The sequence below is a fragment of the Paenibacillus sp. FSL R7-0210 genome, assembly GCF_038009085.1.
GTDB classification, from domain to species: Bacteria; Bacillota; Bacilli; order Paenibacillales; family Paenibacillaceae; genus Paenibacillus_AQ; species Paenibacillus_AQ silagei.
Window position 1 is genome coordinate 3901038 of record NZ_JBBPAR010000001.1, and the last position, 17172, is coordinate 3918209.

Annotated in this window: 13 protein-coding genes; 5 read left to right on the top strand and 8 right to left on the bottom strand. The window is 50.8% G+C overall.

Annotation, left to right across the window (positions count from 1 at the left end; all coding sequences use genetic code 11):
* Positions 1-19 precede the first annotated feature (19 nt).
* The 4 genes from MKY64_RS16770 to MKY64_RS16785 form a co-directional block, all read right to left on the bottom strand.
* A complete protein-coding gene (locus MKY64_RS16770) occupies positions 20-2641 on the bottom strand; it encodes a glycoside hydrolase family 3 protein (protein WP_036725453.1) in 2622 nt (873 codons plus the stop codon).
* 120 nt (positions 2642-2761) lie between these two features.
* Positions 2762-4471, bottom strand: coding sequence for a hypothetical protein (locus tag MKY64_RS16775; protein WP_036725454.1), 1710 nt, complete (start codon positions 4469-4471; stop codon positions 2762-2764).
* Between the two features lie 114 nt (positions 4472-4585).
* Positions 4586-7096, bottom strand: coding sequence for a glycoside hydrolase family 3 N-terminal domain-containing protein (locus MKY64_RS16780; RefSeq protein ID WP_340954456.1), 2511 nt, complete (start codon positions 7094-7096; stop codon positions 4586-4588).
* Between the two features lie 34 nt (positions 7097-7130).
* Positions 7131-7625, bottom strand: coding sequence for a carbohydrate ABC transporter permease (locus MKY64_RS16785; RefSeq protein ID WP_162174691.1), 495 nt, complete (start codon positions 7623-7625; stop codon positions 7131-7133).
* Positions 7626-7647: 22 nt separating this feature from the next.
* On the opposite strand from MKY64_RS16785, the gene MKY64_RS16790 reads away from it, so the two are divergent.
* Positions 7648-7974, top strand: a complete 327-nt coding sequence (locus tag MKY64_RS16790) for a hypothetical protein (protein ID WP_162174692.1) — start codon at positions 7648-7650, stop codon at positions 7972-7974.
* Positions 7975-8018: 44 nt separating this feature from the next.
* Here the strand turns inward: MKY64_RS16790 and MKY64_RS16795 are convergent, their stop codons facing one another.
* Positions 8019-8918 carry an ABC transporter permease gene (locus MKY64_RS16795; protein ID WP_036725541.1) on the bottom strand — a complete coding sequence of 300 codons (900 nt, stop codon included), beginning with the start codon at positions 8916-8918 and terminating at the stop codon, positions 8019-8021.
* Between the two features lie 229 nt (positions 8919-9147).
* Between MKY64_RS16795 and MKY64_RS16800 the strand changes: the two genes are divergently transcribed.
* Together MKY64_RS16800 and MKY64_RS16805 are read left to right on the top strand one after the other, a co-directional pair.
* Positions 9148-10815 (top strand): sensor histidine kinase, encoded by a 1668-nt coding sequence (locus MKY64_RS16800; protein WP_340954462.1) that lies wholly within the window; start codon positions 9148-9150, stop codon positions 10813-10815.
* A 14-nt stretch (positions 10816-10829) separates the two neighbouring features.
* Positions 10830-12428, top strand: coding sequence for a response regulator (locus tag MKY64_RS16805; protein WP_036725458.1), 1599 nt, complete (start codon positions 10830-10832; stop codon positions 12426-12428).
* 34 nt (positions 12429-12462) lie between these two features.
* Here the strand turns inward: MKY64_RS16805 and MKY64_RS16810 are convergent, their stop codons facing one another.
* The 3 genes from MKY64_RS16810 to MKY64_RS16820 are packed head-to-tail and all read right to left on the bottom strand — an operon-like array spanning position 12463 to position 14867.
* Complete coding sequence (locus tag MKY64_RS16810; protein ID WP_340954466.1) at positions 12463-13188, bottom strand: ABC transporter permease; 726 nt, start codon at positions 13186-13188, stop codon at positions 12463-12465.
* Positions 13189-13200: 12 nt separating this feature from the next.
* Positions 13201-13953 (bottom strand): ABC transporter permease, encoded by a 753-nt coding sequence (locus tag MKY64_RS16815; RefSeq protein ID WP_445671704.1) that lies wholly within the window; start codon positions 13951-13953, stop codon positions 13201-13203.
* The gene (locus MKY64_RS16820) at positions 13950-14867 is read right to left on the bottom strand and encodes an ABC transporter ATP-binding protein (RefSeq protein WP_340954468.1); all 918 of its coding nucleotides are present in this window, start codon (positions 14865-14867) and stop codon (positions 13950-13952) included. The genes MKY64_RS16815 and MKY64_RS16820 overlap by 4 nt, the downstream gene beginning before the upstream one ends.
* A 163-nt stretch (positions 14868-15030) precedes the next feature.
* Between MKY64_RS16820 and MKY64_RS16825 the strand changes: the two genes are divergently transcribed.
* Positions 15031-15744: a response regulator transcription factor gene (locus MKY64_RS16825; RefSeq protein ID WP_340954470.1), complete on the top strand. Its 714-nt coding sequence runs from the start codon at positions 15031-15033 to the stop codon at positions 15742-15744.
* Positions 15744-17126 (top strand): sensor histidine kinase, encoded by a 1383-nt coding sequence (locus tag MKY64_RS16830; protein ID WP_340954472.1) that lies wholly within the window; start codon positions 15744-15746, stop codon positions 17124-17126. The genes MKY64_RS16825 and MKY64_RS16830 overlap by 1 nt, the downstream gene beginning before the upstream one ends.
* Positions 17127-17172: the final 46 nt, after the last annotated feature.

Here is a 17172-nt window from a genome sequence, read left to right on the forward strand (position 1 = left end):
ATAAATGGTATGCTGTTCCTTAGCCCTGTGCCCTCTTAAGAACGACTTTGAGAAGATACCACACGTTCTTCTCCAGACGAACCCGCTCAATTCTTCCTTCATTCACGCCATTCACAATGGGGAGAACATACGTGTCGTCGTTCGTACCCGGCGTCATCCAGCAATTCCCCGCCTGTACAGCTTCAACTATATCTGCGGTTTCATAAGATCCCCAATCCGTCATGACATACCCGCCAAATCCGAGTTCTTCCCGGAAGATGCCTTGAATCATCTCTTCATCGGCGGCTGCAAACACGCCGTTCACTGCGTTATACCCCGTCATGATGGAATCCGGCTGATGGACTTCAAGCGCCACCTCGAAGGCTTTCAGATAGATCTCTCTCAGTGCGCGCTCCGTGATCAAGCTGTGATTGCGGTTGCGGACTGTCTCGCAGTTGTTCGCAACAACATGCTTCAAGCAGCTGGATACCCCGTGCTCTTCCAGACCTTTGCTGAAATAACCTGCCATCATGCCTGTAAGGTAAGGATCTTCGGAGAAGTACTCCGGGTGACGGCCGTTAAGCGGATTCCGGTGAATATTCATCCCTGGAGCGAGGATCATATGAATGTTATTTTCCGATGCTTCCTCGGCTATGACTCTGGCTACTTCATAGGATAATTTCGTATTCCATGAAGAGCATACGACAGTACTGGTCGGCATCCCTATATTCGGTTGTTTCAGATTAACCCCGCTGTTGCCATCGGCGACCACAAAAGGCTTCATATCATAGCGGTCCAGCAGGAATACCCTTCCGGCCTCGCCCTTCTCATGCATGCCCCAGCCGCTGGATCCGCACACAGACAATCGTGCCAGCTCTTCGTCGGAAAGCTGCTTCACAAAGCTGTCCAGCCGCTCCGGCTGCTTTATCACATCCGTAAATTTAATAATGGTGTCCGGTACTTCTGTGGCAACCGGCAACTTATCTTGATATTTCGGACGATTCGCCTTCGGTGTAAGCTCAGTAGCATCCGGCTTTAACCCGGAGAAGGCCCCTTGGGGATAGGTCGCTTCGGGATCAAGCTTGGACAGCGTCTGAATAGGAACAGGAGGGACCATTCGGTTAACGACTTTCTTCAGCGTACGATTCTCTGTGAGCTCGAATTCTCCGGCTTTTTGCACATGCATCACTGATGTACCCGCCCAGATGATATAGCGGCCTTCTTCCATCAGCCAGCAAGCCGTATCTGAGTCGAAGGAAGCATAACGTACAATAGGAATATGGCAAATAATCTCCTGCGTTTCACCAGGCTTCAAGGCTTCCGTCTTGGCAAAAGCAATCAGCTTACGGGACGGCTTCTCCAGCTTTCCGTCCGGCTCTTCTGCGTATACCTGGACGACCTCTTTCCCTGAGGTATTTCCTGTATTCTTAACCTGCACCTTCAATGTCGTTCCCTCATCGCCATGCTCCAAGCTGCTGATATTCAGGCCAAAGGTCGTATAGCTAAGCCCGAATCCGAAGGGGTAGGCTACCGCTTTCCGGAATGTCTCGAAATAACGGTATCCCACATAGATATCCTCTTCATAATAAGTGTCTACAAATTGCGGCAAGCTGCTGTTCAGAACCGGCTTCCCGTCCACAGCATCATAGAAGTTGCGGCTTGCCGGATGATCGTAATAGTCATAGCTCCATGTATCGGGCAGCTTGGCTGAAGGATTAACTCTTCCGTCAAGAATTTCAACCAAAGCCAGCCCGCCGAACATCCCGGCAAATCCGCAATTGATCAGCGTCTTGATGTTATACTTCTCCACCCAGGCCATATCCATCGGATACCCCGAGTTCACAATAGCAATCGTCTGTTCAAAGGTTCCGGAGACAGCGCTAATCATTGCCTCCTCGTCGGAAGACAAGTAATACTCGCCCGGGACGGCACTGTTGTCCAGATATTCTCCGGATCTCCTGGAGATCACGATCAGGGCAACCTTAGACTGCCGATATGCGGATTCCAAAATCCCCTTGTCTGGTAGTGTTTCTGTTCCGTTTCCATATAAGGCCTGGACTTCAGAATTCAAAGTGAACTCGCTGTGCTCCTCAATGGCCCGAATCATACTGATCAGGTATCGGGGGTTAATTTTACCCGCACCTACAGTACCCGCGCGAAAATCGAACAAGCCGGTGCCAAACACATTCAGCAGCTCACCCTTGCTTAGTGGAAGTATATTGCCTTCGTTCTTAAGCAGCACAATGCCCTCTCTGGCGGCCTCTAACGCCACACGGTCATGCTCTTCATATCCGGATACGGGTTCTTTACGGGGCAGAGTCGTAACGGTGATCTCTTGCGGCTCCATCATAACCCCTGTCATGTCTACGAATCCCTCGATTCGAACCTTATATGTCCTTCCATACTCCCGTATGATGTGACGTACAGGCAATCCAAGCACCTGTGTATTTTTTATTTGCGTGAACGTGCGCAACCAGACCCTGTCCAGCTCGATATCGTTCACCGTGACTTTCCCCTTAATAGTCTCATCCATTTTCCTGAACAGCGGAAGAACAATGCTTCCCGCAAAGCTCCGGTCGAACATGGAAATTTGTCCATCAACCTCATCTATATCAAACAAAACATCACCTTGTGTTATGGCAGTAGGAATTTCTTTCTCCATCCTAATTCTCTCCTTCACAGATTTTTGGGGTCGTAGCGGGGAAGAGTTACAATCCAATATATGAGTTCAATCTCATTTAAAACGGCCCTGGAATTTCTTAACCAAGGCCGTTACACCGTATTATTTTACAGAATCATACCATTCGTTGACTTCCTTCGTGATTTCGTCACCACCGGAGGATTTCCACTTACTGACGAACTCATCGAAAGCTTCCACCGGCTTCTTCCCATATAGAATTTCTGTATAAGTGTCCATTTGAAGCTTCTTAAGCAGCTCGCTTCTGGATAACATCGTGTCTGTAGTTGGACCCTGGAAATAATCCGGTACATCCGCGGATGTTTGTTCAGAAATAACCAGTAATCCTTTTCTTGTCGTCATGTCCAATGGAGTAATATCACCCGATACGATCCCGACATTCGCCAAGACTGCCAGATCATTATTGGTCAGTTCCTCACCTCTTGCCAGTTTGAGATCAACTGCCAACATTTTAGATGGATACATGGCATATACACCCGTCAGCGTATACTTGTCCGTCCCTATTTTGCCGCCGGGAATATCCTTGGTATCAGCGGTAGCCTTACCATCTTTGATTACATAGTCGTAGCCCTCTTGGTAACCTTTGAAGATAAACGGATCGTCACTTTCATAAGCGGAAAACATCTTATTCTGGTAGTGAAATAAGGCTTGAAGCGCTTCTTCCGATATATCCTTGCTGATCAGGATAACACCGTTATAAGGATCATTGACAGTTCTCATATTCGTACCATCGGCCCCTTTAGGAAGCGGGAACGGGGTAAACATTGCATTCGGATTCGAGCCAAGCGCCAGCGCTCCCGGATAGGTCATAAACCAGCTTTGGCCGCCAATGATACCCACCTTCCCCCCAGCAACCAATTCCACCATTTTATTGATATCATGAAGCGCGACATCGGTTGCAATATAACCTTTGTCTTTCCATTCCTTAAGCTTCGAGAGCGCTGTCTTCACACCGGGTTGAACAGATCCGTACTGAAGTTTGCCGTCTTCTCCCGGATACCATCTTTCAGGAATTGCTCCAAACAACCCATAAATCCACGATCCATCTCCAATGACATAGCCGCTAACTTTATCCTTCATGCCGAACGCCAGCGCAACCGAATCCTTCTGTCCATTGCCGTCAGGATCTTGGTTCGCGAAGGCATCCATGACCTGCTCCAATTCCTCAACGGTCGTGGGAGCCTTCAAATTCAGTTTATCCAGCCAATCTTGGCGAATCCACATCGCGGATTGGCTTCCCATCGAATTACTGATAATCGGAATGCCGAATTTTTGTCCGTCTCTGGTAAACGGAAGCCATGCCCTTTCATTCTCAGCCATCGCTTCCTTCCAGACCGGAGAGGCGTACTTCTCAAAAGCAGCCCCTGCATCCAGCACTTTGCCAGATTCGATAAACATGTTCGCAACATCTTTATCGTAGACGACGAATACATCCGGTAATGTATCATTGGCAGAAAGCATCAGCTTTAATTTCGTATTGTATGACCCATCCGCCATGGCCGATCCCCACAAGGTTTCAATATTGACTCCAAGTGTATCTCTAGCCCAGCGCGTGTGTACATTATCAGACCAGCTCTCTCCTTCTCTGAAGCTCCCGGTCGGATCCTCAGCTCTGATGGTTTTTATGGTGACCGCAGGCTCAATCTTGCCGTTTACGATGTTTAACTCCGCTCCGGCCGTGCTCTCCGGACTTGCTGCATCCGAGTTTTTGTCTTGCGCGGAGCAAGCCGCCAGTGTTCCTAACATGAGGACTGCTGCGAGTAATGCTGACAACTTCTTTCTTGTGTGATTCATACTGAACCCCCCGTATTTGTTTTCTATCTTACCCTTTGATTATAAAATCGCTGTCACTCCACAGATATAACGCATTCTTAACTTCAGATAACCTAATCCAAACATAGGTGTCACTTATTCCAGCCGAAAGCTCACCTCTTGAACATCCCGCGAATTCGGACCCACATAAATCTTGAAATCACCGGCTTCCGCTTTGAAGGTAAGATCCGCGGCATAATATTTCAGATCCTCTTCCGTAATTATAAAATGGATTTCCCTGCTTTCACCTGGGGATAAGCATACCTTTTCGAAGCCCTTCAGCTCCTTGACCGGTCGGACGACGCTGCCGCAGATATCCTGAATGTACAGCTGAACGATTTCTTCACCCTGAGCCTGCCCCGTATTCGCAACTGTAACTTGAACTGTCAGACTGTCTGCCCGCTTCAGTACATGCTTATCCAGCTTAATCTCCGAATAGTCAAAGGTAGTATAGCTTAACCCGAATCCGAACGGATACAGCGGATCATTGGAACCATCCAAATATTTGGAACTGAAGTGCTTCTCCTGTGATGCCGGTCTTCCCGTATTGAAATGATTATAATAGACTGGAATTTGACCTGCATGCCTAGGGAAGCTCATCGTCAGTTTTCCCGAAGGATTATACTGGCCGAATAACACGTCGGCGATAGCATGTCCAGCTTGGGACCCCAGAAACCAGGTCTCCACGATAGCATTGACATGACGATCGAACCAATCCAGTATCAAAGGACGCCCATTCGTTAAGACCAGCACCGTCGGCTTGCCGAGCTTCGCTATCTCTTCGGCCAGCTTCAATTGAACCTCAGGGAGTGTAATATTCATACGGGAAGCGGCTTCTCCGCTCATCCGGCTGGATTCTCCCAACGCCAATACGATTACATCCGCTTCTTCAGCAACCTGCAGTGCAGCCTCATATCCACCGTCAATGGGCTGGTCAACTGCGCAGCCGTCGGCAATGAACACCCGTCTTCCGCTAACAGCTTCCGTTACACCTTGTTCCAGGGTAACCGTCGCATTCCCATGTCTCGAGAATTGCCATGTACCCAGCAAATCCTTGCTTCTTGCGAACGGACCGATCAACGCAACCGTACCGGAACTTGCATTCAATGGAAGAACTCCGTCGTTCTTGAGCAGCACGATCGATTTACGCGCAAGCGCCCTGCTCTCCTGCAGATGTTCCTCAGAGAACTGACACTCCAGTGCTTTCTTCGGCCGGATATACCGGAATGGATCATCCATAATGCCGATTCTATATTTGTAGGTGAGAATACGCCGGACTGCCTCATCCAGCTGCTCTTCCTTCACGATGCCTTCCCCGATCAATTTCGGTAATTGGTTCGCAAATGCGCGGGTTACCATCTCGATATCCATCGTAGCATCAAGCGCCATTCGGGCAGCTTCGGCCTCATCCTCGGCGCAGCCATGAATCGAGATTTCTTCGATAGCCCCATAGTCGGAAAGCAGGATGCCATCGAAGCCGAGCTCGTTCCTGAGCAAATCCTTCATCAGGAACTTGCTTCCAGCCGCCGGAACGCCTTGATAAATATTGAATGCATTCATGACCGAGCCGGCACCGGCCTGAATTCCCGCTTGGAACGGAGGCAAATGAACATTCCTTAGCGTGCCTTCCGAGATATCGACTGTATTATAATCACGGCCGCCCTCCGCCGCACCATAGGCGATAAAATGCTTTAAGCAGGCAATAATCGTGTCCTGATCAAATAGGGAATTGCCCTGAAAGCCTCTTACTTGTGCTTCTGCAATCCGGGCGCCCAAATAAGGATCTTCTCCTGCACCTTCAACGACACGGCCCCATCTCGGATCACGCGTAATGTCTACCATCGGGCCATGATTATAGGTAATGCCTGCGGAGGAAGCTTCTTTTGCCGCAATCGCGCATGCCCGCTGAATTCCTTCTGTATCCCAACTGCAAGACCAGGCGAGTGGCACCGGAAAGATGGTCTGATGGCCGTGAATGACATCGGCATTGAAGAATAACGGGATGTTATGCGGTGATTGCTCAACAGCAATACGCTGCAGCTCAAGCACACGGTTGATATCGAAAGCCCCGAGAATGGAACCGGCCTTCCCCTCTGCAACGAGCTTCTCCGGCGGTTCAGAAGCAACCTCCTCCCCAAACGAGAAGTCCGACGCCAGGCACTGGCTCATTTGCCCCACTTTCTCTTGCAAGGACAACTGGCCGAGCAGTTGCTCCACAGCTGCCGCAATACTCTCCTCTGTTCGTTCCACGACTCCAGTCATACGATACTGGTCCAGTTCTTGTTCTAACAAATCAGTCAAAGATGTCCCTGGGCCACGCTCTCCCGCCAAGGAAAGGGTTCCAAAAGTTGGAATATTAAGAGTTCCTGTGAACTTATTTTGTGAGAATATCAGTTCAAGGTAAGCCTCCCCCTCCTGCAGGGACTTCGCTCTCCCGGATGCCCGCAGACCGCTGCCTTCCACTGTAACGTGATCGAAATCCAATGCTACCGGGAAGGATTCCACTACTGCCGATATGGAATACTCTCCATTTGGATCCTTTATGCTGAAAGTAATTTTCAGCTTGGCAATCTTCGTTTCCACTATCGCATGCCATGTTCCTATCATTCTCGTGACCTCCACAATATCCATGATTTTGTGCTTACTCCTTGACCGCCCCAATCACCAAGCCCTTCGTAAAGAACTTCTGCAGCACCGGATAAATGAGCAGGATGGGCAGCGCTCCAACCAGAATTTGTGCAGAACTGATCGAACGGCTGTTTAATTTGGCAATGTCTGCGGCATTATTCCCGTTCACCATCGGAACGGCGATAATCGTCTTCAGGAACGAGCTAAGCGGAAGATTATCCGCCTTCATATAGATCGAACCGGCAAGCCATTCATTCCAGTCATGAACAACCGTGAACAATCCAACCGTCGCAAGTACCGGAAGCGAGAGCGGCAAGAACAATTTCGAAAAAGCCTGCCAATGATTGGCACCATCCATGAAGACCGCTTCTTCCAGCTCCTTCGGTAATGCCTTGAAGAAGTTCATAATCAGGATTAAATAAAAGACATTCACCAAGCTTGGAAGCACAAGCGCCCAAATGGAATTGTAGAGCCCCACCTTGGTCACAACCAGGTAAGTGGGGATCATCCCTCCATTAAAGAGCATAGCGATGACGAAAAAAGCTACAAACGCTTTATACCCGGCAATTCCGCCCCGTCCCCCTTCTTTCGATAAAACATATGCCGCCAAACAATTGATCAGCAAGCCCAGGGACAAGCTTAGAAAGACCCGCTGCATGGATACCCAGAGGGAGTTGAGTAAACGGGGGTCCCCCAGCGTTTTCTCAAAAGCGTTAAAATTGAGACCAATGGGCCAAAATGTCACCTGGTTCGACAGGACAGCAGGGCTTGAACTCAATGAAATGGATACGACATGGATGAGAGGTAAAATACAAATCGCTGCCAGAAACAGCATGAATAGATTATTTATGGAATAAAACCATCGTTCTTTCGTTCTAGTTGCATGCATATGATACGCTCCTTAGAATATTTTGTAGCCTGCCACTTTATAGGCCAGCCTGTAGCCTCCGATGATCAAGAACAAGCCCACAACAGACTTGAATAACCCAATTGCCGTACCAAAGCTGAAGTTGCCGCCAATCAAACCGATTCGGTAAACGAACGTGTCGATAATGTCTCCTTTTTCATACACCAGAGAGTTATACAGGTTAAATACCTGATCGAATCCGGCATTGAGCACCTGGCTCAGCGACAGCGTAAAGACTACACAAATCGTGGGCAGAAGTGACGGGAGCGTAATACTCCGCATTTGCCGCCACTTCCCTGCCCCGTCCAGCTGCGCCGCTTCGTAAAGGGCCGGGTTAATCCCTGCCAAAGCCGCAATGAAGATAATCGATCCATACCCGAATTCCTTCCATACCTCACTCGATACCAGAGTAAACAAAAACCAGTTATTATCGCCAAGGAAGAAGATCGGTTGCATACCTAATGCTTGAAGCAGCCGGTTGACCAGCCCGTAATCCGGGTTCAACAATTCAATGAAGACACCTCCAAGCACGACCCACGACAGGAAGTGGGGAAGAAATACCAGAGTTTGAACCGCACTGCGTACAAATTTTACGCGCACCTCATTGATAAGCAAGGCGAAGGTTAACGTTGAGATCAATCCGAAAATCAGCTTGAGCACTGAGATCCGAAGTGTATTCCAGATCACCTGAACACTGTCCGGATACTCGAACAGGAACTTAAATTGATCGAGTCCGACCCATTTGGAGCCTGTGATGCCCAGATAAGGTTTGTAGTCCTGGAACGCCATGACAAGGCCTCCCATGGGTGCATAAACAAATATAGCGGTCAGCACAACAGCAGGAAGCAGCATTAGGTAGAGATGCCAGCTGTCATTTCTGTGCACTTTTTTCAGGCGCACCGCTTTCTTGGATGATGTGTTAATATAGGTTTCCATAAGCTCCCCCTGTGAAATGAATTTCTATGTCTCCTTTATTGTAAGACCCCTAAACTCCATACAGATATAGCGCGATCCAAAGGTGAATAACGCGATCTTAATATCCGCTCCGGGGGACATTGTAAAAAGACATAAGGAATCCTACAATGGGTGTACACCAGTCTATCTAATGAAGGAAAGATGCCTCATGTTCAAGCAGTACCGGACATTCTATACGATCCTTTCGCTCATCCTGCTATCCACAGTCATTGTGATGGTTATGTACACAGTCACCATTAATACCAGTCTTACCACCGTGAAAGAGGATATCAAAACTAACAATTTGAACAGGATGCGTTTTCTAATACAGAACCTGGATCATAACGTAGGACAACTCTCGATGGTAGCTACCGCGCTGGAGACGGATTCTATGGTCGGCCTGCTGCCCTCCATCGATCTAATGGACAAATATGATCAAATTAAATTGATTCAGGATCTGACGGACAAAATGAAGCTGCAAAGCTTCTCTGAAGGATGGAACAATCAGATTTCCATCTATTCTTCCCTGCTGCATCAATGGATCGGCTCCCCATCCTCCGACAGCAGCCCTCCGCAGGCTACGCCGGATAATCAATGGACATTGGAGACACAATCCGGGCAGTTCGTTGCTTATAGGATTCATCCGTCGTACTCCATTCGGGTTACTTTCCCCCAGGATAATCTGCGTGCAATGCTGAGCAGGTCCGACAGCAGCAGTAATAATTCGTTCTTCTACCGCAAGGGTGACTCCGTTATTCTAAGCGGCTACTCGGGCGACGACCAAGTGAACGAGCTCTTGCCGCAGCTGCTGCCTCTCCTGAACAATCGAATGGAAGGCTCTGAAATCATAACGGTAGGCGGGATCGGATATATGGTCAATTTCCTGCAATCCGACAAGCTGGGGTGGTACTTGGTAGATTATCTGCCATTGGACGAAGCACTGCGGCCTATTGAGAGAACCCGGAATTACTTCTACGCCGCTTGCGCTATGCTCTTTATGGGCGGCGTGGTAACAGCACTGTTCCTGTACAGGAAGGTACAAATTCCGATTCTCGAGCTGCTTAAGGGCGTGAGGCTGCTGAAGCACGGAGATTTTTCGCACCGGATTGTAAGACGCAGCCACAACGAATTCGATTATCTCTATATTAACTTTAACGAGATGGCCGCGCAGATCGAGGACTTGATCGAGAAGGTATATAAGGAGAAAATCATGTCGCGGGAAGCCTTGGTTAAACAGCTGCAAGCGCAAATCAATCCGCATTTTCTGTATAATTGTTTGTTCTTCATCGACAATATGACGCGCCTCGGCAATGACGAGGCTGTCACCGCGATGACGCAGAATCTCGCTCAATATTTCAGGTACACCACCCGGCTGGACAAGCCGACGACGACACTGGAGAAGGAATTGGGAGTCGTCGGGAACTACTTAAACATTCTGTGTCTGCGCATGGAACGTTTGAATTACGAAATCAGGGTGCCCGATTCGATGAAGCTGCTGTCCGTACCGAAGCTGCTGGTGCAGCCTCTGGTGGAGAACAGTGTCATTCACGGAATTGAGAAGAAGCAAGGCGAGGGGCTGATCCGGATTACCGGAATCGAAGACACCGGCCATTACCAGCTCATCGTTGAGGACGACGGCATTGGAATGTCGGGCGAAAGCATCCAACAATTGATGACACGTATCAAGCAGCCACCCGGGGAGGAAATGGGCTGCGCGTTGTGGAATATCGGGCAGCGCATGCAGATTTATTTCGATGCGCCCTCCCGCATGGAGATCGAACCCAGCACTTTAGGCGGCTTATGTGTTATTCTGCATTGGCCCAAGAGGAAAGATTAGGAGGATGGCCCCGTATGTATCAATTACTTATTGTCGATGATGAAACATCAGTTGTCGATAGCTTAGCACTTACCATTCCATGGGAAGAATACGGCATTGAAGAGGTGCACCGGGCTTACTCGGCCCAAGAAGCACTCCAGACCGCGACGAGACATGCCATTGATATCATCATTACCGATATTCGGATGCCGGAGATGGACGGTCTTGAGCTCATCGAACGCATCCGGCATTTCTCCCGCAAGATCAGGTGCATCATCTTATCCGGACATGACGAATTCGAATATGCCCAGAAGGCGATTCAGTATGGAACAATCCGTTACTTGTTAAAACCGGTTGACATCGCTGCCTTGACGCATGCCGTTGGGCAGGCGATAACCGATATTGAGCTGGAATGGGCCGAAATCAGCTCCTTCCAACGGATTAAACATACGCTGCACGCCAACAAGCCGCTGCTGCGCAGCCAGCTGCTCACAGACCTGCTCCAGAACAAACCGATGCAGGCCGACATATTGGAGGAACGCCTGGCCATGCTTGATATCTCGTTCCTCCCGGGCGACTCCTATATGCTGATGCTCATCCGGTTGGAGGAGGATTTCTCCAGATACAATCTTCAATCGCTGTCCCTTCTGGAGTTCGCTGTCGGCAACATCACCGAAGAGGTGTTTCAGGAGCTCTTCGAGCTATGGCATTGCAATACCGAGCAAGGCTATCTTGTTTTTCTGATCAAAAGCAACGAAGCGCCAGACCTTTCGCTAATCGATTCTTATGCGGTCAAGGTACAAAACAACGTGCAAAAATTCCTGTCAGGCTCCCTTTCGATTTGTCTAAGCAACATCCAGACATTCCCTGAGAACATATCAGAAACATACCTAGCCTCTGTATCCTCACTTATAAGAAATGTCGGCAAAAATAAAAGCTACTTCATTACAATTGACGAATCCGAGTCACAATCGCAAGGGCAAAACCTCAACCATTTGCACCTCCCCCCTCTTCTTCCTTCCTTACTGGAATCGGAAAACTGGGATGAGGCCCTTGCCAAGATCGGCCGGATTCTGTCCGTGAGCGAGCTTGACAACGAACCGACACATGACCAGTTATTTACAACGCTTCTATATCTATCATCCTCCTTCGCCGTGACGTTCTCCTCCGGGGAAGGAGATGTGGAAACCCAGCTCGGTGAAGAGTTCTACCTGCTCCTGCGGAAGAAATCGCAGCTTTCAAGACAGCGAATTTTCCAGTGGGCCGAGAAGCAGATCGCTGCCTTGCGCGCAAAGGCCTCCCGTCAGGTTGAGGATTCCCACCAGAAGATCGCCTCCAAGGTTCGGACATTCATCCAGGAGCATCTTGCCGAAGGGATCTCCCTTCAGACGGTTGCAGACCATGTGAAGCTGCATCCTGTATATTTATCCAAAGTGTATAAGACCGTGTCCGGCGAAACAATCGGCGATTATTTGTACCATACCCGAATGGAGCGGGCCGTTCACCTGCTGCGCAGCACCGACCTCAAAATCACGGAAGTCAGCGGGCAGCTTGGTTTCCTGGCTCCTCCCCACTTCATTAAAATCTTTAAGAAGCATTATGGCTGTACGCCGCAGGAATACCGGAACAAGTGAATGCATTGTCCGTTTCCCATCGTTCAGGCAGGGCTCAACCCGCATCATTATACCTCAGCCTGCGGATCGACCAGACTGACAGAACTACAAGGTACACTCCATTCATCAGAAAGAATAGCAGATTCTCCATAGCCGTCAGTCCGCGCTGGGTAAGCACGCCCATGCCAATGGTCAGCAGCGAATATGGGAACAGCAGCCCCAGCTTGAGCACATACAGGCCCAGCCCGACAAAAACCGCACATAGACTGATTCCGATGGGTGTGGCAAAGCTGCGGATACGGATGGACAAGCCGAGCTGCAGGGCAGCAATACTCAGCGAAGCCACCCAGCCGCGCAGGGTCCACAGGATGATGTCCATTGGAAAGTCCCCCGTCAAAGACAGCATCTGTCCTGCCGTCCAATACATTAGAAGGAATAGCGCCTGCGCTCCGGCAATCAGCATGCCCACAATAACAAGCTTGGCTATAAAGAGACTGGTTATGGATACCGGAGCAGCCAGGATCATGTTCCAGTTCCGGTTCACATGCTCCAGCCGGCAGACAAACGCGCAGCAGATGGCAATCAGAATCGGCAGGAAGAACTCTCCATAAAATAAGCTTACCTGAGTCCATAGACTATACCATTCTCCCTGTAAGGCCTCCCGGTTCATCACAAAATTAGCACAGCCGATCATCAGGCTGACCACAGGCAGACTGACCAGCACCAGCCCCATCCGCGAGCGGCGCAGCTTGGGCCATTCGGCAGCAACACTTCTAAGCATAAGTTCTCCTCCTTAGACCGATTGTTTGGAGACATGGGTATTCCCGGCAACATACAGAACCAGTGTCAGTATCAGAGCTGCACTTAACTGAATCAGAGGCATGCTTCCGGTAACATAGGTTCCTGATGAAGCCTTATACACATAAGTCACCGGACTGAGATCCAAATAATAAGACCAGACGACTAACTGACGGACAGCGGCAGGGAACAAGCTTGCGGTCGTCCCCAGGAACCCGCCCAGCATGCCAAGACACAGGGCAAATGCCTGATTCTTCACCGCCAGCGATATCCATTGCTGCATCGCAATAATCAGCAGACTGGCAATCAGAGTACCCGCAGTGAACTGCAGCAGCAGGCCTGCCGGAAGCGGTTCTGCGAGTCTATGGAACATACCGAAGCCGGCAATAAAAACAACCTGGGCCAGAATGCCGTAAAGGATCAGACTTCCGGCACAGACGAATTTGGCGGCATACACCGTCTGGCGTCCGACAGAAGTAGTCATCAGCATTTTCCAGGTATCCCCTTTATGCTCCATGTCGCAAATCCTTGACACCACAATCGCCGACAGAATTGGCAGGAACAGCCCGTTCATGGACGAGAGGCTGAAAATCAACGCTTCCCAGGTAGCATTGTCCGCACTCCGCGAGATCGAGATGCTCATGGACATGGCCGCCCAGCCCAGCTCGGCGGCCAGAAAGAGCGTCAGCATCGCCCATACCTTTCTCCGCCGGATTTTGTAATATTCCAGGAACAAGGCTTTCATCACAGGCTCCGCTCCTTTCCGGTGAGATCCAGGAAGATATCCTCCAGACTCTTCCTCGACTCCACGATCCGGCTCACAGCAATCTGGCCGGACACCAGAATCTCATTGACCCGGGCCACCTCAGAGTCCGGCATGGCGCTGAACACCAGCTGCTGCTCCTGCATTATGGGCCTATACCCGTGCTCCGACAGTATCCGGACTGCCCGGGCGGGATCATTGATCCGAAAGTGAACCGCCGCCCGGTTCTGCGCCTGAAGCGCAGCCATCGCCCCCTGGAACAGCAGCTTGCCGTCACTGATGATGCCAACCGAGGTAGCAGTCTGCTCAATCTCCGACAACAGGTGGCTGGATACCACAATCGTCATGTCATACTGGGCAGGCAAGGATTTAATCAGCTCCCGGATCTCTCCGATCCCCGCAGGATCGAGCCCATTCGTAGGCTCGTCCAGAATCAGCAGACTCGGGAAAGCCAGCAAGGCCATAGCCAGACCCAGGCGCTGCTTCATTCCGAGTGAATACTGTCCGGCAGGCTTGTGCCGGTGATTATCCAGCCGGACAATCTGCAGCACCTTATCGATATTCTTGGCGGGCAGGCTGCGCAGCCGCTGCATAACTCTCAGATTCTCAAGGCCCGTCAGATGTCCGTAATAGGAAGGCGACTCGATCAGCGAACCCGTCCGGTTCAGAATCTCCAGCCGGTGGTTCCGCAGCTCTTGGCCGAACAGCTTAACCATTCCCTGGGTAGGCTGCACCAGTCCCAGCAGCATCTTGAGCGTAGTCGTCTTCCCTGCTCCGTTCGGACCAAGGAAACCAAAAATCTCTCCCTGCTGCACCTTCAGATTTACTTGATCCACCCGGGGCGTTCCCCCATAGGTCTTGGTCAATTGCTGTGTCTCAATAATTGGATGAGTGTTCATAGGGTTCAGTTCATCTCCATTTCTATCAAGTTGGCTCTTGCTTCCAAGCATAGAGGCCTTCCCTTGCTCCAGACTGAAGATAACCTTACGTCTACCTTAAATACACCGGCACCTCCCATTCTTCACCGCCTGATCGTGTATACTAATTCATGGGTGATGACGATTGAATAACATGAAGAACCGCAAAATAATGATCGTTGAGGACGAACCGAAGATACGCGAGATGATCGAGCTTTTTTTACGAAAAGAAGGGTATTACCGCATCTATGCAGCTGGAGATTATAGCAGTGCCCTCGCCATATGCCGCCAGGAAAAACCGGATATCGCCATTCTCGATGTGATGCTGCCGGATGGGGACGGGTTCTCGCTCCTCTCCGCCATACGAACCTTCTCCGATATGCCGGTACTCTTCCTGTCGGCACGGGGCGAAGATGAGGACCGCTTGCTGGGGCTGGGCCTGGGAGCCGACGATTATATCGTCAAGCCTTTTCTGCCGAGGGAGTTAATGCTGCGTCTGAGCGCTGTGCTGAAGCGGGTATATGCCTCGCCGATTCCAGAACGGCTGCCTGTCTTCAGGTCAGGTGAGCAGGTGGTGGATCTGAACAGCGCTGTGGTACGAAGAGACGGCCAGGAGCTGCCTCTGACGGCTAAAGAGCACGCCATTCTGGTCAAGCTCTATGAGAACCGCGGCCGGATTGTGACCAGCGATGCTCTCTGCCTGGCGGTATGGGGAGATGACAGCTACGGGTATGAGAATACCTTAATGGTGCATATGCGGCGTATCCGCGAGAAGATCGAAGCCGATCCCTCGAAGCCGGTACAATTGCTGACGGTCAGAGGGCTTGGGTATAAGCTCTTGGTGCAGGAGGCGCTCTAATGGACAGCGCGGTCCGTATTTTACGCAAATTCGTAGGTTCTACCCTGCTGGTCTCTACGCTTCTGCTCCTGTTCAATCTGATTCTGCTGGGTTCCCTGATCTTCAAGGAAACGCATCAGGAGGCTTCACCGGAAAAGGTTGTGCGGGAGATATCCTCAGCTCTGCAAGGGTCTGACGGCAAGTATTCCCTCAATCCCAAGGGGGGTGCCCTGCTTCAGCAGAACCGGGCCTGGGCTATGCTGCTGAACGCGGAAGGCAAGGTGACATGGAGTGAGCAGCTGCCTCCGGAGATTCCGCACGCTTACAACATCGTAGAGGTGGCGAAGTTCTCACGCTACTACTTGCTGGAATATCCTGTGTATATCTGGGAGCATCCAGAAGGACTTATTGTCGTAGGCTATCCTAAATATTCATATGAAAAATATCAGCTCGGATACATGACGGACTGGCTGCGCTCCCTTCCCTTAAGAGTGCTGCTGCTCCTGATCTGCAATGTGGTACTGGCCGTGGCCCTCTCCTTGTTCATCGGCACCCGGCTGATCCGCAATATCCGGCCCCTGATCAACAGCATTCATGCCCTGGCCAAAGACAAGCCGGTTAACCTGGAGACTGCCGGACTCTTCAGTGATTTGTCCGAGAGCATTAATTCGGCTTCCGCTACCCTGCAGACCAGGAGCTCGCAGCTGAAATCACGGGATGAAGCCCGATCCAACTGGATCGCCGGGATCTCCCATGACATCCGCACCCCGCTCTCGATGATCCTTGGCTACGCGAGCAATCTGGAGGAACAAGACAACCTGACCGGAGAGCAACGCCAGCAGGCTGCCATTATCCGCCGCCAAGGCGAGCAGCTAAGGTCGCTGGTCAGCGATTTGAATCTCGTCTCGATGCTGGAGTATGACATGCAACCGTTGCAGCTTAAGCCGGTACGCTTATCCGCTCTGGCCCGGACCGTGGTATCCGACTTCATTAATAACGGCCTGGAGGAGCGTTATTCACTGGACCTGTGCATTATGGACGAGCGCCTGCAGGTGATGGGAGATGAGAAGCTGCTCTACCGTGCAGTAAGCAATCTGGTCCAGAACAGCATCCGGCATAACCCGGATGGGTGCGGGATTACGGTAACGGTTTCCCGCAGCCCGGAGGAGCCGGAATGTTGTCTATCCGTATCCGATGACGGGCCAGGGGTTCCAGCAGAGCTTTTGCCTGAGCTGGTCCTCCTGCCTTATTCCGGGAAGCGGACCCATCCCGTCCGCCAGGGCCACGGGCTTGGCCTCCCGATGGTCGCCCGCATTGCCGAAGCCCATAAGGGCAAGCTTGTTCTGGAGAGCAACACCGACCATGGACTGCGGGCCACCCTGCAGTTTCCCCCTTTGGCGTGAAGACGGATGGACAGCGAATGGAAGAACCTCTTGCGGCGCAAGAGGT